The sequence below is a fragment of the Mucilaginibacter ginkgonis genome (assembly GCF_009754905.2).
GTDB classification, from domain to species: Bacteria; Bacteroidota; Bacteroidia; order Sphingobacteriales; family Sphingobacteriaceae; genus Mucilaginibacter; species Mucilaginibacter ginkgonis.
Genome location: NZ_CP066775.1, coordinates 1,274,583 through 1,296,410 on the forward strand (window position 1 = coordinate 1,274,583; position 21,828 = coordinate 1,296,410).

Annotated in this window: 22 protein-coding genes, 1 other RNA gene and 1 pseudogene; 11 read left to right on the forward strand and 13 right to left on the reverse strand. The window is 44.9% G+C overall.

Annotation, left to right across the window (positions count from 1 at the left end):
- Window positions 1–78: 78 nt before the first annotated feature.
- A complete protein-coding gene (locus tag GO620_RS05910) occupies window positions 79–1,173 on the forward strand; it encodes an SGNH/GDSL hydrolase family protein (RefSeq protein WP_157523562.1) in 1,095 nt (364 codons plus the stop codon).
- On the opposite strand, the gene GO620_RS05915 is transcribed toward GO620_RS05910, so the two are convergent.
- The 4 genes from GO620_RS05915 to GO620_RS05930 are packed head-to-tail and all read right to left on the reverse strand — an operon-like array spanning window position 1,170 to window position 4,242.
- Complete coding sequence (locus GO620_RS05915; protein ID WP_157523563.1) at window positions 1,170–1,628, reverse strand: hypothetical protein; 459 nt, start codon at window positions 1,626–1,628, stop codon at window positions 1,170–1,172. The genes GO620_RS05910 and GO620_RS05915 overlap by 4 nt on opposite strands.
- A 57-nt stretch (window positions 1,629–1,685) precedes the next feature.
- Window positions 1,686–2,333, reverse strand: a complete 648-nt coding sequence (locus tag GO620_RS05920) for a uridine kinase family protein (RefSeq protein WP_157523564.1) — start codon at window positions 2,331–2,333, stop codon at window positions 1,686–1,688.
- Window positions 2,326–3,471, reverse strand: coding sequence for a LysM peptidoglycan-binding domain-containing protein (locus tag GO620_RS05925; protein WP_157523565.1), 1,146 nt, complete (start codon window positions 3,469–3,471; stop codon window positions 2,326–2,328). The genes GO620_RS05920 and GO620_RS05925 overlap by 8 nt, the downstream gene beginning before the upstream one ends.
- 15 nt (window positions 3,472–3,486) lie before the next feature.
- Complete coding sequence (locus tag GO620_RS05930; protein ID WP_157523566.1) at window positions 3,487–4,242, reverse strand: DUF4905 domain-containing protein; 756 nt, start codon at window positions 4,240–4,242, stop codon at window positions 3,487–3,489.
- 79 nt (window positions 4,243–4,321) lie between these two features.
- Between GO620_RS05930 and GO620_RS05935 the strand changes: the two genes are divergently transcribed.
- A complete protein-coding gene (locus GO620_RS05935; RefSeq protein ID WP_157523567.1) occupies window positions 4,322–4,801 on the forward strand; it encodes a Dps family protein in 480 nt (159 codons plus the stop codon).
- A 69-nt stretch (window positions 4,802–4,870) separates the two neighbouring features.
- Here GO620_RS05935 and GO620_RS05940 read toward each other — a convergent pair whose 3' ends face one another.
- Window positions 4,871–6,361, reverse strand: coding sequence for an OmpP1/FadL family transporter (locus GO620_RS05940; RefSeq protein ID WP_157523568.1), 1,491 nt, complete (start codon window positions 6,359–6,361; stop codon window positions 4,871–4,873).
- A 22-nt stretch (window positions 6,362–6,383) separates the two neighbouring features.
- The gene (locus GO620_RS05945) at window positions 6,384–7,343 is read right to left on the reverse strand and encodes a hypothetical protein (protein ID WP_157523569.1); all 960 of its coding nucleotides are present in this window, start codon (window positions 7,341–7,343) and stop codon (window positions 6,384–6,386) included.
- A gap of 96 nt (window positions 7,344–7,439) precedes the next feature.
- Between GO620_RS05945 and proS the strand changes: the two genes are divergently transcribed.
- From proS to GO620_RS05970, 4 genes and pseudogenes are all read left to right on the forward strand, one after another.
- A complete protein-coding gene (gene proS, locus GO620_RS05950; protein ID WP_157523570.1) occupies window positions 7,440–8,912 on the forward strand; it encodes a proline--tRNA ligase in 1,473 nt (490 codons plus the stop codon).
- A gap of 48 nt (window positions 8,913–8,960) precedes the next feature.
- Window positions 8,961–9,329: pseudogene (locus GO620_RS17475) on the forward strand (four helix bundle protein).
- 39 nt (window positions 9,330–9,368) lie between these two features.
- The gene (locus tag GO620_RS05965; RefSeq protein WP_157523571.1) at window positions 9,369–10,508 is read left to right on the forward strand and encodes a cystathionine gamma-synthase; all 1,140 of its coding nucleotides are present in this window, start codon (window positions 9,369–9,371) and stop codon (window positions 10,506–10,508) included.
- 10 nt (window positions 10,509–10,518) lie between these two features.
- Complete coding sequence (locus GO620_RS05970) at window positions 10,519–10,938, forward strand: SMI1/KNR4 family protein (RefSeq protein WP_157523572.1); 420 nt, start codon at window positions 10,519–10,521, stop codon at window positions 10,936–10,938.
- Between the two features lie 8 nt (window positions 10,939–10,946).
- Here the strand turns inward: GO620_RS05970 and GO620_RS05975 are convergent, their stop codons facing one another.
- Window positions 10,947–11,828, reverse strand: coding sequence for a polyphosphate kinase 2 family protein (locus GO620_RS05975; RefSeq protein ID WP_157523573.1), 882 nt, complete (start codon window positions 11,826–11,828; stop codon window positions 10,947–10,949).
- 62 nt (window positions 11,829–11,890) lie between these two features.
- On the opposite strand from GO620_RS05975, the gene GO620_RS05980 reads away from it, so the two are divergent.
- Window positions 11,891–12,673: a class I SAM-dependent methyltransferase gene (locus tag GO620_RS05980; protein WP_157523574.1), complete on the forward strand. Its 783-nt coding sequence runs from the start codon at window positions 11,891–11,893 to the stop codon at window positions 12,671–12,673.
- Window positions 12,674–12,899: 226 nt separating this feature from the next.
- On the opposite strand, the gene rnpB is transcribed toward GO620_RS05980, so the two are convergent.
- Both rnpB and GO620_RS05990 read right to left on the reverse strand, forming a co-directional pair.
- Window positions 12,900–13,275: RNase P RNA component class A (gene rnpB / locus GO620_RS05985), an RNA gene on the reverse strand.
- Between the two features lie 110 nt (window positions 13,276–13,385).
- On the reverse strand, window positions 13,386–13,751 hold the full coding sequence (locus tag GO620_RS05990) for a hypothetical protein (RefSeq protein ID WP_157523575.1): 366 nt from the start codon (window positions 13,749–13,751) through the stop codon (window positions 13,386–13,388).
- Between the two features lie 463 nt (window positions 13,752–14,214).
- On the opposite strand from GO620_RS05990, the gene GO620_RS05995 reads away from it, so the two are divergent.
- Together GO620_RS05995 and GO620_RS06000 are read left to right on the forward strand one after the other, a co-directional pair.
- Entirely contained in the window at window positions 14,215–14,760 is a 546-nt protein-coding gene (locus tag GO620_RS05995) for an REP-associated tyrosine transposase (RefSeq protein WP_200230752.1), read from the forward strand.
- A 662-nt stretch (window positions 14,761–15,422) separates the two neighbouring features.
- The gene (locus GO620_RS06000) at window positions 15,423–15,563 is read left to right on the forward strand and encodes a hypothetical protein (protein ID WP_198173512.1); all 141 of its coding nucleotides are present in this window, start codon (window positions 15,423–15,425) and stop codon (window positions 15,561–15,563) included.
- A gap of 69 nt (window positions 15,564–15,632) precedes the next feature.
- Here GO620_RS06000 and GO620_RS06005 read toward each other — a convergent pair whose 3' ends face one another.
- The gene (locus tag GO620_RS06005) at window positions 15,633–16,322 is read right to left on the reverse strand and encodes a hypothetical protein (RefSeq protein WP_157523576.1); all 690 of its coding nucleotides are present in this window, start codon (window positions 16,320–16,322) and stop codon (window positions 15,633–15,635) included.
- Window positions 16,319–16,591, reverse strand: coding sequence for a hypothetical protein (locus tag GO620_RS06010; RefSeq protein WP_157523577.1), 273 nt, complete (start codon window positions 16,589–16,591; stop codon window positions 16,319–16,321). The genes GO620_RS06005 and GO620_RS06010 overlap by 4 nt, the downstream gene beginning before the upstream one ends.
- Window positions 16,592–17,169: 578 nt before the next feature.
- Here GO620_RS06010 and GO620_RS06015 point away from each other — a divergent pair.
- A complete protein-coding gene (locus GO620_RS06015) occupies window positions 17,170–18,225 on the forward strand; it encodes a nucleoid-associated protein (protein WP_157523578.1) in 1,056 nt (351 codons plus the stop codon).
- Window positions 18,226–19,559: 1,334 nt separating this feature from the next.
- The gene (locus GO620_RS06020; RefSeq protein ID WP_157523579.1) at window positions 19,560–19,895 is read left to right on the forward strand and encodes a gamma-glutamylcyclotransferase family protein; all 336 of its coding nucleotides are present in this window, start codon (window positions 19,560–19,562) and stop codon (window positions 19,893–19,895) included.
- Window positions 19,896–19,906: 11 nt separating this feature from the next.
- Here GO620_RS06020 and GO620_RS06025 read toward each other — a convergent pair whose 3' ends face one another.
- The gene (locus GO620_RS06025) at window positions 19,907–20,272 is read right to left on the reverse strand and encodes a response regulator (RefSeq protein WP_157523580.1); all 366 of its coding nucleotides are present in this window, start codon (window positions 20,270–20,272) and stop codon (window positions 19,907–19,909) included.
- Window positions 20,269–21,819 carry a PAS domain-containing sensor histidine kinase gene (locus GO620_RS06030; RefSeq protein WP_157523581.1) on the reverse strand — a complete coding sequence of 517 codons (1,551 nt, stop codon included), beginning with the start codon at window positions 21,817–21,819 and terminating at the stop codon, window positions 20,269–20,271. Before GO620_RS06030 ends, GO620_RS06025 begins: the two co-directional genes overlap by 4 nt.
- Window positions 21,820–21,828: the final 9 nt, after the last annotated feature.

Here is a 21,828-nt window from a genome sequence, read left to right on the forward strand (position 1 = left end):
TGATATATTTCTGAATGGAAAGGCTGGATGAAACACCGGCCTTTTCTATTACATTTATAAACTATCTGATTTACTTTCATGAAAGCTAAAGTTATTCCTGCCCTTGTCCTGGCTTTTGGTATCGCATTGTGGGCAAACGCTCAAAGTAAATTTATTGCCGCTAACGCTAAGGAATTGACCTACCAGGGTAGGATTACTTATAAAGGTGATCATAGCGTATTATCATGGACCGGAAATTCGGTGCAGATTAGTTTTAAAGGAACCGGCATTGGCGCCGTGTTGAAAGACGAGGGTGGCCTTAATTATCTTAAAGTAATACTTGATGGTAAGCCTTTGCCCGACATCCATCCCGACAGCACGAAACATGGCTACCAACTTGCAAGCCAACTTTCAGATGATAACCATACGCTGCAATTATTTAAGCGTACAGAGTTTGTGCACGGCGACACCTGGCTCTATGGATTTGAGTTACCCGCGAACGCTGTTGTAAATAAAGCACCCAAGGCGCCTAAGCGGGCGATAGAATTTTACGGTAATTCCATCACTTGCGGATACGGCACTTTGGATACCAGCGGAAAGGATAGGGGCACGCCCGAGTTTGAAGACGGGTACTTGTCTTACGCTGCTCTTACATCAAGGTATTTTAATGCGCGGTATAGCTGTATTGCCCGAAGCGGCATTGGAATAATGGTAAGTTGGTTTCCGCAGATCATGCCCGAACTATATGATCGCCAAGATCCGTCGGATTCACTTTCCAAATGGGATTTTAGCAAATACAAGCCCCAGGTAGTTGTCGTCAATTTAATGCAAAACGATTCCTGGATTACAAAGCTGCCGGATAACGCGCAATATAAAGCTCGCTTTACCGATGTTTATCCCGATCCGGCTTATATTATTAATGCTTATACAACATTCATCCGAAACATCCGCTCAAAATATCCTAAGGCCACCATTGTCTGTATGTTGGGTAATATGGATATCAGCAAACCGGGATCAGACTGGCGGGGTTATGTAGCCATCGCAGTTAAGCAGCTCCACGATAAAAAAATACTCAGCTTCATTGTCAACTACAAAAATACACCCGGCCATCCAAAGGTTGCAGAACAAGCCGATATGGCAAAACAGTTAGAAGCATTCATTGAGCAACATACCGGTTGGGAAGCGGAAAATTAATTACCGTTTTCCATTTTAGACTGGTCGGGATTTGTATCCTCTCGCTCGCCGTGTTGGGTTCCGCCATCATAATCTGCCGTGCCTTCCTGAATTCTTTCTCCATTCGATGAAGTGCCGTTGGCACCATCCTCATGCGGTGCACCTTGCTGATCTTCGGGTTTAAAGTTCAAATCTTCGGGGTGTTCCTCAGATGGTTCTGTACGGGCAAAGTAGGCGTTACTATAACCTGCGTTTTGTGAGGGGTTCGCTTCATCATCGCCCGATGTAGTTACATTGGTCTTGCCAAAATTTTGACCTCCCGCGCCATGGCTTTCATAGCCGGGTTGATCGGGGTTGGCATCTTCATCCTGTCCAAAAAGAAATGAACGTTTCAAATCTTTTTCTTCGAGGTTGTTATCGTCGTCCACGTGGTAAGCACGTGGTTTTTCTTCGTTATTTTCTTCAGGGAAATTCATGGCGTCTGTTTTGTTAAGAAACCAGACAGTGCCAAAATTTGTTTTGAAGTTTAGAAGTTAACGTGAAGAGTTTTGCAATACGCTTTCTCTTAGTTGCTGAGAGATGTCGTCTGTAATAGCAATAATATCATCAGCAACGTGCGAATTGTTAGTGATCACTTTATCGCAGCCTGATTTGTAAGGTAAAAGAAATTCTTTGTAGGCGGGCTGCACGTGGTTATGCCATCTGTACATTACATCCTCATGCGAGTAGCCACGTTCTTCTAGGTCTCGTTTTAAACGGCGCTGTAATGCAACCTGTTCTTCGGTGTCTATGAAGATGCGCATATTCAGCAGGTTGGCAATCTCTTTAAAATGCAGAATGAACAAGCCTTCCACGATAATAATCGGAGCCGGCTTTATCTCTAACATTTTTGGCACAGCGTTAAGGTTGTTAAAAGTATATTCCTGCTTATAGACCGTTTCGTAGTTGAACAGCTTTTGAATGTCTTTCAAAAAGTGCTCGTTATCGATGGTGGAGGGTAGATCGAAATTGTATAGCGCTATCTCTTCAGGTGTCATGCCATGGGCAACCGGGAAATAGTAGTCGTCCTGCGATACTAAACAAACCTCTTCGGGCTTAAAATGGGCCAGAAAGCATTTAAGAAAGAAAGTTTTACCGGAACCGCTTCCGCCGGCCACACCTATAATATAAGGCTTATTCATTTGATACCCCGTAACTGATATTTACCCTGAAACGCTTATCAAGCGCACCAAGCGATTCTGCAACATTTTTTGTCATCACAATAATAACATCTTTTGTTGATTCATTATCAGTAAAACGGCCAACAACCTTCGCAAAGGTGGTGCGACTGGTCATTGGGTTGGTGATCTTTATAACAGTGCCGATGGGGGCGGTGCGGTGCAATACCAATTTTTTGTTTGCGTCGAAAGATGCGTCGTCCATCCACGTAGCGATCCCATGTTCATTTTTCTCAAATAATCCGTAACGAGAGGGGGCTTTATGTTCGGCTAAACTGTCGGCGATACTGTTGGTACGCGTTGTGTCACGTTTGGCAGGCGGAATGGTATCCGTTTTTACAGTTTCTACTGTGGCAACTTGCTGCGCAGCACCCGAAGTGATGACCAATACCTGGCCGGGCCTTAGCGCGTTGCTGGTTAGTTGATTATCCTCTTTAATTTTTTCTACAGTTGTATTAAAGCGTTTTGCAACGCTATACAAATACTCGCGTTTTGTTACTTTATACTGAATTGCTGTGCCCGGCTGACCTGTGTTTACAGGCTGGGTTGCAGCGGGAGTAACAGGAACCGACTGCGCTACTACAACAGGCTTGTTGGTAACGACAGTTGTCTGAGTCGGCTGTTGTTGTTGCGCGATTACAGTTGTAGATCCGCCTTGATGAATATTGAGTATCTGGCCGGGCTGCAGCGCGTCTTTTGTAAGGTTGTTAAGCTTTTTAATATCCTCAACAGTTGTGTTAAAGCGTTTAGCTATACCAAAAAGATATTCATGCTGGGCCACTTTATATTGTATAACAGCGCCATCAGCAACTGCCTGCGTAGCGGCCGGCTGGCCGGTTGCGGTCTGTACAAAAGAAAGTTCTGTAGGTACTTTAACAACATCGCCGATGTGTAAGGCAGCGCTGCTGTTGAATTTTATAACCAGCTGTGGCTTAATATTATAACGACGCGCAATTGAATAATAGGTATCCTTTGCATCGACCTTATGAAGAATGACTTTTTTTCCGTTTTGATTTTCGACCCCAATCGAGTCGACCGGCGTAGTTGCTTTAGATAACAGGGGTAATACAAGAACAGATAGCAGCAAGAAATTTGACCTCATAAATTGGTTTTATGATTACAGATGTAAAACTTTAACCACCGACCTGTTCTGTAACCAGATCAGTTTTTGCTTAAACACTATAAACGCTTCGGGTTGCAGTTTTTGTATATCTGTTGCGATAATATCCTTAAAAACCACATTTCGATTGCTATCTATCACATATAAAAATTGATTGACAACCCCCGCCGAAAGCGCGTGCAAAGATACAATTATGTATCCATTATGGCTAAGCAAAAGCGCCGTATGTGGCATGCTGATATCCGGAATACCAAGCTTGTGGACGGTGTCATCAACTACAGATTCAGGAAAAAGAATGCTAGATGCCTGCTCATCAATCACTGGCGCATTGCTTAAGGCAGTGCCTGCTTTTGCATCAATTACAGAGATCCGCTTGGGCTGGATGCGCAGGTCGTAAACCCTAAAGTCAGTGGTTGCAACGCTTTCGAAATTCAGGTTATGGTTTTCCCACAGCAAGTCACCGGTTTTAGCATCGATGGCCATCAAGCCTTTCCGTACCGGCAAATTTTCTGACTGGTAACCGTGCACCAACATCACACCGAAAGCCGCCACTTCCAATCCGCATAGCCAGCCATTCGGTAATGTTTTGTTTTTGAAGAGAATCCTCCCGTGACGTACATCTATAGTTGTGAAGGCAGCCGCTTTATTGGCAACGTCGCGCGTTTCAAGACAAAGAATATCTTCCTGTTCATCGATCTGCATCCGCCATACAGGGTGTGTGAGTTCAATGTTGATGTATGGGCTTAATTGCATCGCCTGCAAATATGGGCAAACATTTTTAGCGCCTAAACAAGATGGTTAGTAAAACTGTTAACGATTTATACTTAATTTTATGAACGCAAACGAGATAAGCTTAGACGAAGGACAGGTGAAGCCTGTTGTAGACCATCTGAATGACCTATTGGCCAACTATCATATACACTACCAAAAACTTAGAGGCTGCCACTGGAATGTTAAAGGCAAAAGTTTTTTTACGCTGCATGTAAAGTTCGAAGAGCTTTACAATCAAGCATTACTGACTATTGATGAACTTGCCGAGCGCATCCTTACCTTAGGTAAACCGCCTATCAGCACTTTTGAAGATTATATCAAGACAGCCAAAATCAAAGAAGAGAACACCATTGGCATGGAAGACGTGATAATGGTTAAGGCGTTGATTAACGACATGGCTACCTTAATTGAGTTGGAACGTGATATACTTGACATTACCGCTAACGCCGGTGATGATGGTACCAATGATATGGTTAACCGTTTTATGCAATTCAAAGAGAAAAATACCTGGATGCTGCGCTCATTTATTAACGAAGATTAACTTCGACGGGCCTGCATAAAAAAGCCCCGATCTATTATTAGAGCGGGGCTTTTTCTCTATTTCTTATTTTTACAAAGCGAAGCCTAGGGTCAGAAACACATTGTTAAACGTGTTTTTAAGGCCGGCTCCGTAATTTGTAGCAGTTGTTAATTCGTATGGGAATACAGTAGATGTGCTCGAAACATGGCTATAGGTAGCGTCGATGTAAGCGCCGCCAAAACGGTAACCTATGCCACCGCTTACGGTATTTGCTTCACCACCATATTGTCTAAGCGGGTTGCCTTGTACGCCATAACCGCCACGCAAGTAAAACTGATCTGCTTTAATTTCGGCTCCAACATGCGCATTAACTACAGAGCGGTATAAATTCTTCACGTCGTTATTATCAGCATTAAAATAGTTATCACCCACTCCACTGTTTCCTGACGCCGACAAGTGGATAGAAGAGTAATCCTGATATTCGACATCACCGGTAATGAAACCTAACTTACCAACAAACACGGCTATACCGCCGGCTACCTTAAGCGGGGTACGTAAGTTGTAGTTGAATGGATAGCTTGCAGGGCCGTATTGCGGCACACTGTGGTTAGCTACAGTAGAATTTAAACTTTCGGCGTAAGCATCATCAATATTGTACCAGGTTGGCGTTGTAAAAGAAGCGCCGATACGTACCGCATCAACAGGTTTGTAAATTAAACCAAAGCGTGCATTGAAACCCGTGCCTCGTGTTGCCTGGTCTTGTTCATAAGTGGAATTGTACGCGCGATTAACCGGCGCGCCACTTTCTATAACAGAAACAAGTCCTTGCTCATTAAGAAAACGGGTAGAGTTATAACGAAGATCAGTTATATCGATACCAAAGCCCAAATACAACTTGTTGCTGTAGTTGGCACCCATAGAGAGGTCAATTTCAGACTGGCCTCCCGTTTCATAAGCATTCTTCGTTTGTACCGGACCGCCGCCAACGACGTTGCTCCTGTAAACAGGCGCAGCAGTGGTGCCATAATTATCAATTAGCAATTGATCATAAGCGCCGCGTTGTAAAGAGCCGGTTGCTATACCATTAGCGTTTCCTTGCTCGGCATAGTAGTTTGCAATAGATGTATTAGGGTTGCGGCCCGAGTAAAAAGTATTCTGATAAAAATTGTTGGTGCGGTTATAACCAACACCAAAGTTTAGGCTTAACCAACCTTGCGATTTGTCGGCACCTTTAGCAGTGTTCAATCGTTGGTAAAGCACTAATGATGCATTGCTCAAATTCAATTGATCTTTGGATGCGGCGTTGTTACTGCCGAAATAATTGGCGCTCACCTTAGAGCTGTTCAGCTCAGGCGTTAAGCTAAATTCTGAGTGGGTAAAAGCACCCAAGCCTGCAGGATTATTACCAATGGAACTTAAATCGCCCCCGATGGCTGTACCTGCGTTTCCTAAAGCTTTGATACGCGCAGAACCACCGGGCTGACCGGTAGAAAAGCGTAAAGCATCCTGCGCGTATTGCGCATAACTATGTTGTGTGATAGCCAGTCCGGCTATTACGGGTATAAGGTATTTTATTTTCATAAAAAGGTAGTAAGATTAAAAATTAAGGTCTGCCCGGTCTGCCACCGCCGCCGCCACCGCTTGATGCCGGTGCGCTGCCGCCACCACGGCTGCCACCGTCAGACGGGAACGAGTTTGATGTACGCGGCTGATATTGCGGCTGTTGATTATCTGTTCTTGGCGCACGCATGCCCCCATAACCGTTGTTGCCGTTACCGTTGCCACGGCCACCATAGTTATTATTGTTACCGCCATATGCATTCGTGCCTACGCGGTTACCATAACCATTTGTACCTACGCCGCCACGGCCGCGGTAACCATTAACGCCAACCGGCCTGCCGGGATACGCGTTAACACCGGGATATGCGCCATTATACACAGAAGTGCGTGGCAAACGATTGGCTAAACCGCCAAAGCCCGGCGCGCCTGAACCGCGGTAAGGGCGTGGTGTATTCGCATACGCAGAGTAAACACCCCAAAAAGGATAGCCCCCGCCATAACCAACACCCAGAGGCGAGTAACCATAATAACCGTAAGGGTACCCAAGGCCATAACCTAAGCCAAATCCATATCCGGTGTAGCCATAATATCCGCCATAACCAAAACCGCCGTAGCCGTAACCAATGCCTAAGCCAACGTTCCAGCCATTACCGTAGCCATAACCATAGGGCGAATAGCCATAATAGTAGTCGTCATAAAAGTTAAAAGGAGAGGAGTAACCAAAACGGTTTATACGCGAGGCATAACTGTCATAATAGTAATAATCGCTGCCTGCGCCATTACCGTATGAGTCGTAATACTGACCATCACCCGTTTCGGGTTCATCTGTATAAACGTCTTCTCGATAAGTGGGCGGAGGAAGATCAACTTTGTCGCCAGCCCTTGCTTTGGTATTGTAAACGTCATCTTCGATAGTACCATTCGAAGCTAACTTTTGGGTGGAACATGAGGCGATGGAAAGTGCCCCAATAAGTACCAATCCGTTAAGTATATTTATTTTCATTGATGTAGAAGTTAAAGTTCTATTAAAGTTTAAATTTATAAATTTGGCCGCAATTATACGTATTCTATCAGTCAAATTTCATTCCACTAATACACTATGAGCAAAGGTATCGTCAGTAAAGACGAAGATTATTCACAATGGTTTAATGATCTGGTAATAAAAGCAGACCTTGCCGAGTACTCGCCGGTGAGGGGCTGTATGATCATCAAGCCATATGGTTACTCCATCTGGGAAAAAATACAGGCCGTGCTCGACAAGATGTTCAAAGACACCGGCCATAGCAATGCGTATTTTCCGCTTTTTATACCAAAATCTTTCTTCTCAAAAGAGGCAAGCCACGTTGAGGGATTTGCCAAAGAATGCGCTGTGGTGACGCATTATCGGTTAAAGAACGATGGTGAAGGGAATATTATTGTAGACGATGAAGCGAAATTGGAAGAAGAACTCATCGTTCGGCCAACATCTGAGACCATCATATGGCATACCTACAAAGGTTGGATACAATCTTACCGCGATTTGCCTATTCTGGTTAACCAATGGGCTAACGTTGTACGTTGGGAGATGCGGACCAGGTTGTTTCTTCGTACCAGTGAATTTTTATGGCAGGAGGGGCACACCGCGCACGCTACATCTGAAGAAGCTGTAGCAGAAGCAGAACAAATGCTGGAGGTTTATGCAGATTTTGTAGAGAACTGGCTGGCCGTACCCGTGGTAAAAGGCCGCAAAACGCCGAACGAACGCTTCGCTGGCGCACTGGATACCTATTGTATTGAAGCCCTGATGCAAGACGGAAAAGCTTTGCAGGCCGGCACCTCGCATTTTCTGGGTCAAAACTTCGCGAAGGCATTCGATGTAAAGTTTTCTGATAAGGAAAATAAGCTTGATTATGTTTGGGCTACCTCTTGGGGTGTATCTACCCGTTTGATGGGCGCGTTGATCATGGCACACTCTGATGATGCGGGACTGGTATTGCCGCCAATGCTTGCGCCTATACAGGTGGTTGTTGTGCCGATTTACAAGCACGACGACGAACTGGAAAACATCACCAACTACGTAAAAGGTTTAACCGCTGAACTTAAGGCTAAAGGCATCTCTATAAAATTCGATAACCGCGATACGCAGCGCCCCGGCTTTAAATTCGCCGAGTATGAACTTAAAGGCGTGCCCTTACGAGTTGCCATTGGCAGCCGCGATATGCAAAACGGAACAGTTGAACTGGCCCGTCGTGATACGCGCACTAAAGAAACTGTTGAGCAAGCCGGATTGGCAGACCGCATTGAAGGTTTGCTTGAAGAGATACAACAAAATATTTTTAAGAAGGCATTAGACTTCCGTGAAGAAAATACAACTGAGGTAAACGATTGGGAAGAATTTAAACGTCTGCTCGACGAAAAGCCGGGCTTCCTTGCAGCGCATTGGGACGGCACGCCTGAAACAGAACAACGTATAAAAGAAGAAACCAAAGCCACTATCCGTTGTATTCCTTTAAACAATAAACAGGAAGAAGGCAAATGCATCCTTACAGGCAAACCGTCTAAAGAACGGGTACTGTTTGCAAGGGCGTATTGACGATTAGTGAATGGTTGAATTTGTGAGTGGTGAGTAGTTTAATAATTTATGGCGTCATTTACAGATTTAGATGTTTGGAAAAAGGCTCGCGAGATAAGAATCTATATCTCCGGATTGGTTAAGTCATTTCCAATTGAAGATAAATATCGACTTACTGACCAAATAATTCGCTCGTCGCGTTCTGTCGGTAATAATCTTGCAGAAGGTCATGGCCGTTAAAACTATCAGGATAATATAAGATTTTGTGTTGTCGCTCGTGGTTCACTATCGGAAACATCAGATCATTTAATAATTGCCCTAGATGACAATATTATAACCAGTAAAGTGTTTGATGCTTACTATATTGAACATGAAAGCTGCTTGAAATTGATCAACGGTTATATACTTTATTTAAAAAATAAAAAAGGTGGAGAATAGGAACCATTCTCTACTCACTCAATCAACTATTCACTAACTATGCGATTCGCAACAAAAGCTATACATGCCGGGCAAGAGCCCGATCCATCAACAGGGGCGGTGATGACCCCTATATTTCAGACGTCTACCTATGCGCAAAAAGCGCCGGGCGACAACCAGGGTTTCGAGTATTCGCGTGGCACAAATCCAACCCGCAAGGCCCTGGAAGAATGTCTGGCAGCACTGGAGAATGCCAAGCACGGACTAGCGTTCTCAAGCGGTATGGGTGCGACGGACGCCGTGATGAAATTGCTGAAGCCGGGCGACGAAGTGATCACCGGTAATGATCTTTACGGAGGCTCGTACCGCATTTTTACTAAGATTTATGCTGAATATGGTATCAAGTTTCATTTTCTTGATCTGTCAGACCCTGCTATAATCGAGCAGTACGCCAACCACAATACAAAGTTGGTTTGGATAGAGACACCTACTAACCCAACCATGCAAGTGGTTGACATTGAAGCTATCGCGAAACATGCCAAAGCTAAAAACTTACTGCTGGTGGTTGATAACACATTCGCTTCGCCTTACCTGCAAAACCCAATGGATCTGGGTGCCGACGTGGTAATGCATTCGGTTACTAAGTACATCGGTGGCCACTCAGACGTCGTAATGGGTGCCTTGGTAATGAACGACGACGAATTGTATAAAAAACTGTGGTTCATTTACAATGCCTGCGGCGCTACTCCCGGGCCGATGGATAGCTTCCTGGTACTGCGCGGCATCAAGACACTTCATCTGCGCATGAAAGCGCATTGCGAAAATGGACGCAAGGTCGCAGAATTCTTGAAGACCCACCCGCACGTGGATAAGATCTACTGGCCGGGCTTTACCGATCACCCAAACCACGAAGTTGCCAAAAAGCAAATGCGCGATTTTGGCGGTATGATTTCTATCACCCTGAAAGGTGCCGATCTTGCAGAAACTTTCCGCATATCATCAGGCTTTAAAGTTTTTACCCTTGCAGAATCGCTGGGTGGGGTAGAATCGCTGATCAATCACCCGGCAACGATGACACACGGCTCTATACCAAAAGATGTGCGCGAGGCGGTTGGTGTTACTGATAATTTACTGCGCCTGAGCGTGGGGGTAGAAGATATCGAAGATTTGTTAGAAGATTTGAAACAGGCATTAGCGTAAGTTATGCTATATGAAAACATGGATCAAAGAGGCCGTTTTAAAATGGGAATCATCTGAGACAAAATTGAACCCGCCTGCATCTTTAGCGCAATTAGCAGAAGTCGAAAGAAAACTTCAATTCACTTTTCCGGAAGATTTTCGGCAATTGTATCTCACAGCTAACGGTTTTGAGGGATTGGATTGGCAGGAACATATGTTTTCTTTTTGGTCCTTAGGGAGGATTATTGATGAATTGGAGGATATTCAGAATAAAGATATTATCGGATTCTGTGATTTTCTTTTAAATTCCCACATAATAGCATTTTCAAGAACGAGACTTGGGATCTTTAAGCATTATGAATTTAAAGGAACAGAGGTCACAGACTACTTAACTGACACTTTTGAGAATGCGGTAAAGATGATAAACGCCGGCTCAGATGAAATTTACTAAATAACTTATCACTGCTCTCTCAAAAGCTTAGCTTTCAAAGCATCGAACTTAGTCTCGGCTTCAGGCGCGGGTTTAGGAAATTGTAGGTGGAGATTTTTTAGTGTCTCCAATAAAATGGTCGAGATAGCGATCCTGGTAAACCATTTTTTATCGGCAGGTAAAATATACCAGGGTGCATGCTCAGTAGCTGTGTGGGTTATCGCGTCTTCGTAAGCCTGCATGTAATCTTTCCAGCGCTCGCGCTCTGCGAGGTCGCCTTCGGCAAATTTCCAATTCTTTGACGGGTCATCAAGGCGTTTCATAAAACGCTTTAGCTGTTCATCTTTTGACAGATGCAGAAAGAACTTGATGATGACGGTACCGTTGCGGTGCAAATGGTTCTCAAAATGGCATATGCTTTTATAACGGTCTTTCCAGAAATCATCGCTGATGTCTTTTGTGTCGGTAATGTCAGGCAGGTTTTCATTTAAGATATATTCAGGGTGTACCTTGGTAACCAGCACATTCTCATAATGCGAACGGTTATGAATACCAAAGCGACCTCGCTCGGGCAGGGCCTTGTAATGCCGCCACAGAAAATCATGCTCATACTCTTCTGTACTGGGCTGTTTAAAACTATAAACCTGACAGCCCTGCGGATTAATGCCACTCATAGTATGTGCTATCGCGCTGTCTTTGCCTGCCGCGTCCATAGCCTGGAAGATGGCGAGCACCGACCAGCGTTTTTCGGCGTAAAGTTTTTCCTGCAGATCCGAGATCTCAGCGATAAGGCCTTTTAAAGTCTCGGCTGCACCCTCTTTGTTGTAATCGGCAGTATAATCTGTTTTGTAATCTTTGAGGGAGAAATTTTTGCCGTTGGTTACACGGAATTCTTTTGCAATGCTGGTCATAACACACTAAATAGAATTGCCAAAGGAATGTTTGTTATGGCCGAAGTTTAGTAAATTGCTTTATGGGATCAAAAGCTATACAATCGCACTTGTGGGGTCAGCGCCCGCAAGACTGGGCAGACATTCAGGAAGCTACCGGCATGCCGGGATACGATTATGTCGCGGGATTATCGCAGATCAGGTCGGCCGGCACTTTGCTCGACGTAGGCTGCGGATCCGGCATATTCTGCGGAATGGCTAAAGATCTGCGCCTCACGGTAACCGGCCTGGATGCCACAGAAAATTTCATAGAACAAGCCCGGTCACGTTACCCCGACTGCACTTTTGTAGAAGGGGAGATGGAAGAACTGCCATTTGAAGATGAGTCGTTCGATGTTGTCACCGGATTCAATTCCTTTCAATATGCCGCTAACGTGGGCAATGCGCTTGCAGAAGCACGGCGTGTTTTAAAACCGGGCGGAACTTTAACAGCGACGGTGTGGGGTGCCAGGGAAGATTGTGAAGCCGCGGTATACCTTAAAGCCGTTGGCAGTATGCTGCCGCCACCACCGCCGGGCGCACCGGGGCCGTACGCGCTATCTGAGCCCGATGTGTTGAAGAATTTGCTCACCGATTCCGGCTTTAAAGATATTATTGTAACCGATGTTCCCGGCGCATGGGAATACCCTAATTTGGAAACCGCTATGCGAGGAATGCTTTCTGCAGGGCCGCCGGCAAGAGCTATCGAGAACAGCGGGTATGAGCAGGTTTACAACGCCGTGCGTACGGCGGTTATGCCTTTCGTAAAAGCGGACGGCAGCGTAATGCTGAAGAACACTTACCGTATTGCGGTTGCTACGAAGTAGGTGATGCCGGTTCGCGTTAGGGATAAAAGCGGAAACCCCGCAGTCGCCACGGTATCGTGGGGACGAGGAGTTATAGCGGATAGCCCGGCGCTGCCGCAGGCAGGGCAACGCCCAAAATACCATTTGACATTTGCTGAAAGGACAAGCAATAACTCCCTCTTCGGTTGGAGAGGGTTGGGGTGAGGCTAATAAAAAAACCCTCCGACTATCAAGTCAAAGGGTTAAAACCAGCAGCAAACCTGTAAGCCGGGTTCTGTGTATCCTTGCGGATATTCTGTCATTGATCTGGTCCGTACATTGCTGCACGGCTCTATCAACCTACCCATCTCAACCGTGCCGAAACACATAAAGCGGGCCGCTTTTCAATTGAGACCTATTTGGTTTTTCAACTCCTGAGGTTTACCGCAATTACGGTCGCCCGTAAAAGCCGTGAGCTCTTACCTCACGTTTTCACCCTTACCCATCCTGAAACGGGCGGTTTATTTTCTGTGGCACTTGCTGTAGCCGGCTGGTACGACCCCTTCCCGTTAGGAAGCAGGATGCCCTGTGTTGCCCGGACTTTCCTCTGCCGGATGAACGGCAGCGACAGAACGGTTTGCAGCAGCAAAGATACGTTTTTAGTTGAGTCCCATAGACCATTGACAATAGACCATGGTAAACAGAGAAAACAGAGGCTGCTATGGTCTATTAGCTATCAACCGTGGACTGGACACTAAGGTACCTTCTTAAACCTTAGGTAATTTGTAGTAAGCGTGTTGGGGAGCGACAAATTGAGCTGACTGTTTACAAAGGAATAATTGTATAGGATAGAAGAACCGTTTCCTGTAAATGTGATAGTGCCATTGTTGGCATTAAACTGGTAATTGGTGAAGTTGGGGTATAAATTGCCACCCAGACTGCCGTCACTATTGAATTTTACATATAAGTAAGTGGTAGCAGGATCAACCGAACTGGCGCTTACGTTAACTGATGCAAACAATTGCCATTTACCCAGAATAATATCTGCAAGGCTGTCGCTCTTTTTGCATGAGCTAACCGTGAGCAGTAATACAACAAAAGAGTAAAGCAGACTTTTCATAACAGCTTGATTAAATGGTATGGCTAATATACCTAATTTATTGTTGGCCGCACGGTTACGGTCTAAAGCTTTGCGGCCGATTTACGTATGCGAACGGGTGGGTGGCATTGCCAGGGGGGCGGGTGTTTCATTTCGCTGACAAGATAGCCATTGCAGCTGTAAATCAACAGTTTACGTTAATTAAAGCCGGCATAATATTGCCATAACTACACTTATTAGTCATTAATAAAGGTGCCATCGCCATAGCATCGCCATGGTGTGGCCAGGGGTGCGTAAATTAACGCTGGGATTTTGACTGCCTTTCCCGTTTATCAAACACCCTGCGCTACCGCAAGCGTCCTAGCTTGTGGTAATGTAAAAATATAAGCTATGTTTAAGCGTGAGCCGCAACTATAAATTTCTTGACCCCGCTCCCGCAAGCGTCCCCGCTTGTGGGATGGGAAAATTATGCTATATTTAATTTGTGAGCCGCAACTACAAATTTCTTGACCCTGAAGGTCTTTACTTTGTAAGTTTTGCTACCGTCTTTTGGGTAGATGTATTTGTGCGACGTTTGTACTTTGACTGCCTGGTAGATGACCTTAACTATTGTGTCAAAGAAAAGGGGATGGAAATCTATGCATGGTGTATTATGCCAAGCCACGTACATTTGGTATTCAGGTCGGTTAAGGTTAAACCGGACGAAATGATTGGCGGGTTTAAGTCTGTAACTGCGCGTAAATTGATTGCATTAATAGCCGGCAATATACAAGAAAGCCGTCGCGAATGGCTGTTAAAAAGTTTTGCAAAGGCAGGTGCTGCAAATCCAAATAATTCTAAAAATCAATTCTGGCAGCAACACAATAAGCCAATAGAATTGTGGAGCGCGGCGGTGATTGAACAAAAGATAGACTATATACATAACAACCCGGTAGAAGCAGGTTTTGTTGATAATGCAAACGAGTACTTATATAGCAGCGCGCGTGATTATTGTGGAATACCTGGGCTTGTATTGACCCTGACTGCGTGATGCCCACAAGCGGGGACGCTTGCGGTAGCGGGGGCGGGGACGCTTGCGGTAGTGAGGGTTGATAACGCAAACGAGTACTTATATAGCAGTGCCCGTGATTATTATGGAATACCTGGGCTTGTATTGACCCTGACTGCGTGATGCCCACAAGCTGGGACGCTTGCGGTATCGGGGGGATTGAACAAAGATAGACTATATACATAACAACCCGGTAGAAGCAGGTTTTGTCGATAATGCAAACGAGTACTTATATAGCAGTGCCCGTGATTATTGTGGAATACCTGAGCTTATATTTACCCTGACTGCGTGATGCCCACAAGCGGGGACGCTTGCGGTAGCGGGGGGCTTGTATTGACCCTGATTGCGTGACGCCCACAAGCAGGGACGCTTGCGGTAGCGGGTGCGCGTGTTTTATTTCGCTGACAAGATGCGCTCATACCTGTAAATCAATAGTTTATGTTAATCAATGCCGACAAGATATTGCCATAACCATACTTATAAGTCATTAATTAAGGTGCCATCGCCATAGCATCCCCATGGTGTGGCCAGGGGTGGCTAAACTAACGCCGTGATTTTGACTGCCTCTCCCGTTTATCGAACACCCTGCGCTACCGCAAGCGTCCTAGCTTGTGGTATGGGAAAATATATACTATATTTAATTTGTGAGCCGCAACTACAAATTTCTTGACCCCGAAGGTCTTTACTTTGTAAGTTTAGACTATTTAAATAATAATCCGGTAGAGGCAGGTCTTGTTGACTATGCGCACGAATACCTGTACAGCAGTGCCCGTGATTATTGTTAAATACCGGGCCTGTATTAACCCTGACTGCGTGATGCCCACAAGCGGGGACTCTTGCGGTAGCTGGGGATACTATGCTGATATAGATGGCCATAGTTCCAATATCTCTTTACAAGACATTTTGATTTTTTTATATTGTTCATCAAAATGCACTGGAGCTAAAGCGTGTTTATCGTGAAAAACGTCGATAGACATACAGTTTACAGGATCTATATTCAAACCATAGTGTTTGTCTATATGATATTTTAACAACCCCGAAATCATTTGGCCTTCGGTAAAATCAACTTCCCTGCTTTTAGAGAAAACAAGCTTAACTACACCTTTAATCGATAAATCCCTATTATCTAACAAAACTATATCAGGATTTAAATTTATCTCTACCCCATCGATATTTATATTGGAAAATTCTTTTTGCAAGCCTTTTTGAGATTTAAAAGTAAGATATGGTACTACTGTAGTTTCAGAAATAGTCTTTAAATGATCAACAGCTTCCATACAACAGACTTTATTATTAATCTTCCAACTTGTATCAGCTACCCGTTTGGCAATGAGATTTTTTTTTGTTTCGAATATAGAGTAGTCATGATGTTTATCTGCCATAAAGTTTGTAAAAGCACTTTTAGGGGAACTATAGCGAGCGTTTTTAAACGTGCTCGGAAATTTTATAGATTTCAAAATGCTACGCTTTTTGGCTGGCGTAGCATTTTGAAATTCTCCAAGCTTATTTAATGAAATGTTTGGAAGTTGTGGTGTGCCGTTCATATTAAGTGATTGCTAATCCAGGTCCATGCTTCTTGCGGGAGCCATCCAGAATAATTCTTTGTAACTTCCATAACAAGTAATCTATCACTATTATCTACGCAATTTAAAATTCGATCTCGTAATTGAGTTGCAGATTCCTTAGTATAAATAAGCCAAGTTGAATCTAAATAATGCCACCAACTTGGAGATTTTTTTAATTCCTCCATTAAGCCCGCATAATTTTGCCCAGGTTTGTTTAGATCATATCCCACAACGTATACCTCACTCATTTCTTATTCTCCTTTCTTACGCCTTTGAAAGGTGTACCATCCTGTTTCACATCCATAAATTTTCCTGTATAGGAATTTCTTTTAACCCATTGTTCAGATTGAGGGTTAAACGTTTGAGATCTTGAGCGTACCGCTCCTTGTCGGTGATTGTCACCTGATTTGCCATTCGTGGCCATAGTCAAATAATTTAAATGACTTCTTTTAACCGGTAAGAAGAATAACCGGCAATCGGTGAGGAAACAAAAAGTATAAAAAGTTTTCGGTTAAAAAACTTTTTATACTTTTGGCACGTTGAAAAACAGATGTCCCAGTAATATCTCTGTTGCCACAGTTCGATTGCTTGACATTACCGAAAGCCATTAGGATTGCACTCCTTTTGGCTTTCCTCGTTATAAGGCGAAGGTGTAGAGCAATCTTATTGCCAATATTTAATATCTCTTAATAATGTTGAAAAATAAACAAATGTTGATAACTGATTGACAGTCTGTCTTGAAAATGTCAGATATGTAAATTTTACATTAACTTAATTTGCGAGATGTTGACATTGTGTCATAATGTTGTCAGTATAAATATTTACTATGATCGCATTTCTTGAAGCCGGCCTTAACAGCTTAGCAATCCACCATATCGGCAACAAACTGCGGAACGAGCGTTTTGTACTTTCGGACGAGCCGGTTGCCCTACAAGACCAGTTGCTTAGTCAGCTGTTGATGCAATATTTCCTGAGCGGGTTCGACAAGGTGAATGAGATCTTCCGCCTGTACCATCCCAGCGGCGACCTTAACCTTAACGAGGTGTACCATTTCGCTTCGGCCATATTTGATGAGCCTGAGTCGTTCCAAGAGAACAGCAAGCAACTGGCAAAGCACCTGTATGAAAGCCAGAACCACCCCAAAATAAAACCCGGCGAACTGTACATTGCCTACTTTGAGCAGGTGCAGGTTGACGGCGAACTGCACAACGCGATAGGCATCTTTAAGTCGGAGACCAAGGAAACTTATCTAAAAGTTTTTCCGCAAAAAGACGGCTTCGGGCTAAGCTACGAGCAGGACGCGATAGACATCCGCAAACTGGATAAAGGCTGCCTCATCTTTAACACCGAAAAGGAAGAGGGCTACAAAGTGGCGGTAATAGACAATACCAACCGCGGCCAGGACGCGGTGTACTGGAAAGACGAGTTCCTGAAACTGCGCGTCCGCAACGACAATTACAACCAAACCACTAACGTACTGGGCGTTTACAAAAACTTTGTCACAGAAAAACTCGACGACGAGTTTGAGATGAGCAAAGCCGACAAGATCGACCTGCTGAACCGCTCGATGAAATATTTTAAGGAAAAGGATAGTTTCGATACCGAGGAGTTTGGCCAGGAAGTGATAGGAAATGAACAGGGTATAGCCTCGTTCCTTAATTACAAAAAGGGCTACGAAGACGAGTTTGAGACACCCATCCCGGATAGTTTCGACATCTCAGACGCGGCAGTAAAAAAGCAGTCGCGCGTTTATAAAAGCGTGCTTAAGCTGGATAAGAACTTTCATATTTATATTCATGGCAACAAGGAGCTAATAGAAAAGGGTTTTGATGATGGTAAGGGTATGAATTACTACAAGGTGTTTTTTAAAGAAGAGAATTGATCTTTCCGATGTTAAAGCCCCTCTCTTTCGGAGAGGGTCCCGATAGCTATCGGGAGGGGTGAGGCAATTTTAGCGTTCAACTCCCTGTGTCATGCTGAGCCTGTCGAAGCATCGCTCATTCGCCGCTTAGGCTCGACACTTTTGTCTTAGCCACAAAAGTGTCCAAAAAAGGCCAAGCCAGCGAAAGGCTTCTTGTCGCACACGCCACCCTGCGAAACGCTCGCATGGCCCTCATCACACATGCCCTCAGTAGCGGCTCGCGTTTCCATCCGAAGCTGCCCGCTGGCATTAAAAGCCACAGGTGTATGCCTCTATAAAACTTGACCCGAGGCAAAAGACTGAAAGCTCCTCTTGTGGAGAGAGGTCCCGATAGCTATCGAAAGGGGTGAAGCAATCTTCCGCTCATTCGCCGCTAGTGCTTTGCTTATTACGCTCCATCTAAATCCTTCCCAAAAGGGAGGACTTCTAAGCCCCTCTCTTTCGGAGAGGGGTTTGGGGTGAGGCAATCTTCCGCTCATTCGCCGCTAGTGCTTTCTTAAAACGCCCCACCTAAATCCTCCCCGGGAGGGAGGACTTTGGACGCCCTTCTTTTCGGAGAGGTATTCTCACCAAAATTTCCGTTATGTCATGCTGAGCCTGTCGAAGCATCGCTCATTCGCCGCTAAGGCTTGTTTAATACGCCCCATCTAAATCCTTCCCAAAAGGGAGGACTTCTAAGCCCCTCTCTTTCGGAGAGGGGTTTGGGGTGAGCAATCTTCCGCTCACTCACCGCTAAGGCTTTGTTTAAAACGCCCCACCTAAATCCTCCCCGGGAGGGAGGACTTTGGACGCCCTTCTTTTCGGAGAGGTATTCTCACCAAAATTTCCGTTATGTCATGCTGACCCTGTCGAAGCATCGCTCATTCGCCGCTTAGGGTTTGCTTAATATGCTCCACTTAATCCTCCCCGGGAGGGAGGACTTTGAAAGCCCCTCTCTTGTGGAGGCGGTCCCGATAGCTATCGGAAGGGGGGTGAGGCAAATTGTGCTCTGGCGTAGATTTGTTGGCACTGCATTTAGAACACCGAAAAAATGCGGCATCAGTCTGTGCGGTAACCACAACATTTGAAACAGCAGAAACTATTGTAGCGCAGGGTGCAGCCGCGAGTTTTCTTGGTTACTTCTTTTGACGGCCAAAAGAAGTAACAACACTAAGCGGGGCAACTGTACAAACTTAATTTAGCACACGCACCCGATGCTTCGACAGGCTCAGCATGACAACTTTTGTGTTTGTTCTCAAAATTGTTTATCATAGACAGTTTTCCATTACTAACCCCTAACTTGCACCCTTACATTTATGGAAGAAAATCTATTTTCATATGGAACGCTGCAGTTAGAGGCTGTGCAGCTGACAACATTCGGCCGGAAGCTTAAGGGCTTTAAAGATGCTTTGGTGGGTTACGTTACGACTACCATTACCATTGCCGACGAAGGCGTGGTTGAAACCAGCGGACAAGCCGAACACCTGGCCCTAGTACATACCGGCAACGTTACCGACCGGGTAGAGGGTATGGTTTACCAGGTAGAGCACCACGAGTTTGAAAAGGTTGACACTTACGAAGGCAGTAATTACAAGCGTGTTATCGCCACAATGGCGTCGGGCATTACTACCTGGGTCTATGTTAAAGCCTGAAAATAAGCAAGCTAAGCTGCACCCGCAAACTTATCAACCTTGGTCATCAGCAGGTCCATATCAAAAGGTTTTGACACGTAATCTGTAGCGCCGGCCTCACGGGCAATTTTTTCGCCGTCGCGGCTGGCAGATACCACAATAACCGGCAGGTCCTTAGTTTCGGAGTTACTACGCAGTGTCTTCAGCACCTGGTCGCCAGATAGTACGGGCATCCACAGGTCAAGGATCAACACGTCAGGTTTCTGTTTTTCAATGACGTCCATTACCTGTAAACTATCAAGAACCGGAATGATATTGTAACCCGTGCCTTCAAACATCATTTCCAACATATCAACGATGCCGGCATCGTCGTCGCAAATTAAAAGTGTCTTATTCATTGTTGATGCTCGGTATGTACGGGCAGTGTGAAGCTAAAAGTTGATCCCTTGCCAGGTTCGCTCTCTACCCAAAGCGATCCGCCGTGGTTTTTGATGATCTGGTCGCAAACATACAGGCCGATGCCCATGCCGGGATAATGCTGCTGAATTTCGCCTACGCGGTAAAAACGGTCGAATATTTTTTTCTGGTCCTGGTGGTTAATGCCCAGGCCGTAGTCGGTTACAGACACCTTGATGTAATTGCCCACTTCTGACAGATGCACACGCACTTTGTCTGATCCGGGACTGTATTTTATGGCGTTAGACAGCAGGTTGTTGAGCACCTGTATAATGTGCGACTCGTCGCCGTTGTAAATGCTGTGAGTGGCGCCGTCGACAGTTATCTGGTGCGATTTGGTGGCGGTTTGCAGGCCGTCCACAGTTTCGGCAACCATCTTGTCGAACTCAAAGTCTTCTTTATGCAGCTCGATGTTGCCGGTTTGAATGCGAGATACGTCAAGCAGTTCTGCAATAAGGCTGTTCAAGCGTTCTACATAAACATCCGTCTTTTCAAGAGCGGCTTTAAATTTACCATCCGCCTCAGCCGGCACAGTGCTTTTCATCAGGTGTATAAAACCTTTGATAGTGGTGAGCGGCGTTTTTAGTTCGTGGCTGGCAATAGAAAGGAAATCATCTTTACGGCGCTCGATCTCGCGTCGGTCAGTAATGTCTTCAATGGCGATGAGGATGCGGTCTTTATATTCGCCTTCAAGTTCTACCCGGTAAGCATTCAATACCATCAGTTTGTGGCCTATACGCGGGAAATCGTGCTCAACCTCAAACTCCTCTACAGGGTTATTGGTGGGCAGTACTGTCTCTAGTAGTTCCTTAAGACGCGGAATGTTCCATTGGCCGTTGCCTAATTCATACATTTCCTTGCCGATGGTATCATCACGGGTAACTTTAAATACTTTTATAAAGTGGTCGTTAACACTAAGGATTTTAAAGGTTGGGTCTAAAACGATGAGGCTTTCCCTAACTGTCTGAACGATACTGTTCAAATAATCTTTGCTCTCTTTAAGGTGCTGCGTACGCTCGACAATGCGTTTTTCCATCAGCGCTTGTTGCTCGCGAAGCTTTATCTCGGCCTTAACGCGCTGAGTTACGTTATTTTGTACACCAATGAAGAATTGCACATTACCGTTTTCATCCTTAACCGGCGATACAAATAAGTTATTGTAGAATAGCGTACCGTCCTTTTTATAGTTGCGGATATCAACCACGCAGCTTTCGCCATTTTCGATAGCTTTTCTTAGTAACTCACGTTCTGGTTGATCGCGATCATTTTTTTGCAAAAAGCGGCAATTGTGACCGATGATGTCGGTGCGATCGTAACCGCTTATTTCCAGAAAAGCATTATTGCAATAAACTATCGGGTTATCGGGCAGGGTATTATCTGTTATAATAATGCCTGATATCGAAGCATCAAGTGCTTTGGTAAGTAATGCAAGGTCGCGCTGCGTGTCTGATCTAAAAAAATTAAAAGCGCCTTTATTCAAACTATCCATTCAAAATAA

What these genes read in the sequence shown, in the direction of transcription:
- GO620_RS05915 (WP_157523563.1), bottom strand. Translation starts at nt 1,628, where the DNA reads ATGAATTTCCCTGAAGAAAATAACGAAGAAAAACCACGTGCTTACCAC.
- GO620_RS06030 (WP_157523581.1), bottom strand. Translation starts at nt 21,819, where the DNA reads ATGGATAGTTTGAATAAAGGCGCTTTTAATTTTTTTAGATCAGACACG.
- GO620_RS06010 (WP_157523577.1), bottom strand. Translation starts at nt 16,591, where the DNA reads ATGAGTGAGGTATACGTTGTGGGATATGATCTAAACAAACCTGGGCAA.
- GO620_RS05990 (WP_157523575.1), bottom strand. Translation starts at nt 13,751, where the DNA reads ATGAAAAGTCTGCTTTACTCTTTTGTTGTATTACTGCTCACGGTTAGC.
- GO620_RS05935 (WP_157523567.1), top strand. Translation starts at nt 4,322, where the DNA reads ATGAACGCAAACGAGATAAGCTTAGACGAAGGACAGGTGAAGCCTGTT.
- GO620_RS05975 (WP_157523573.1), bottom strand. Translation starts at nt 11,828, where the DNA reads ATGACCAGCATTGCAAAAGAATTCCGTGTAACCAACGGCAAAAATTTC.
- GO620_RS06005 (WP_157523576.1), bottom strand. Translation starts at nt 16,322, where the DNA reads ATGAACGGCACACCACAACTTCCAAACATTTCATTAAATAAGCTTGGA.
- GO620_RS06020 (WP_157523579.1), top strand. Translation starts at nt 19,560, where the DNA reads ATGGAAGAAAATCTATTTTCATATGGAACGCTGCAGTTAGAGGCTGTG.
- GO620_RS06015 (WP_157523578.1), top strand. Translation starts at nt 17,170, where the DNA reads ATGATCGCATTTCTTGAAGCCGGCCTTAACAGCTTAGCAATCCACCAT.
- GO620_RS05940 (WP_157523568.1), bottom strand. Translation starts at nt 6,361, where the DNA reads ATGAAAATAAAATACCTTATACCCGTAATAGCCGGACTGGCTATCACA.
- GO620_RS05970 (WP_157523572.1), top strand. Translation starts at nt 10,519, where the DNA reads ATGAAAACATGGATCAAAGAGGCCGTTTTAAAATGGGAATCATCTGAG.
- GO620_RS06025 (WP_157523580.1), bottom strand. Translation starts at nt 20,272, where the DNA reads ATGAATAAGACACTTTTAATTTGCGACGACGATGCCGGCATCGTTGAT.
- GO620_RS05980 (WP_157523574.1), top strand. Translation starts at nt 11,891, where the DNA reads ATGGGATCAAAAGCTATACAATCGCACTTGTGGGGTCAGCGCCCGCAA.
- GO620_RS05910 (WP_157523562.1), top strand. Translation starts at nt 79, where the DNA reads ATGAAAGCTAAAGTTATTCCTGCCCTTGTCCTGGCTTTTGGTATCGCA.
- GO620_RS05925 (WP_157523565.1), bottom strand. Translation starts at nt 3,471, where the DNA reads ATGAGGTCAAATTTCTTGCTGCTATCTGTTCTTGTATTACCCCTGTTA.
- GO620_RS05965 (WP_157523571.1), top strand. Translation starts at nt 9,369, where the DNA reads ATGCGATTCGCAACAAAAGCTATACATGCCGGGCAAGAGCCCGATCCA.
- GO620_RS05920 (WP_157523564.1), bottom strand. Translation starts at nt 2,333, where the DNA reads ATGAATAAGCCTTATATTATAGGTGTGGCCGGCGGAAGCGGTTCCGGT.
- proS (WP_157523570.1), top strand. Translation starts at nt 7,440, where the DNA reads ATGAGCAAAGGTATCGTCAGTAAAGACGAAGATTATTCACAATGGTTT.
- GO620_RS05945 (WP_157523569.1), bottom strand. Translation starts at nt 7,343, where the DNA reads ATGAAAATAAATATACTTAACGGATTGGTACTTATTGGGGCACTTTCC.
- GO620_RS05930 (WP_157523566.1), bottom strand. Translation starts at nt 4,242, where the DNA reads ATGCAATTAAGCCCATACATCAACATTGAACTCACACACCCTGTATGG.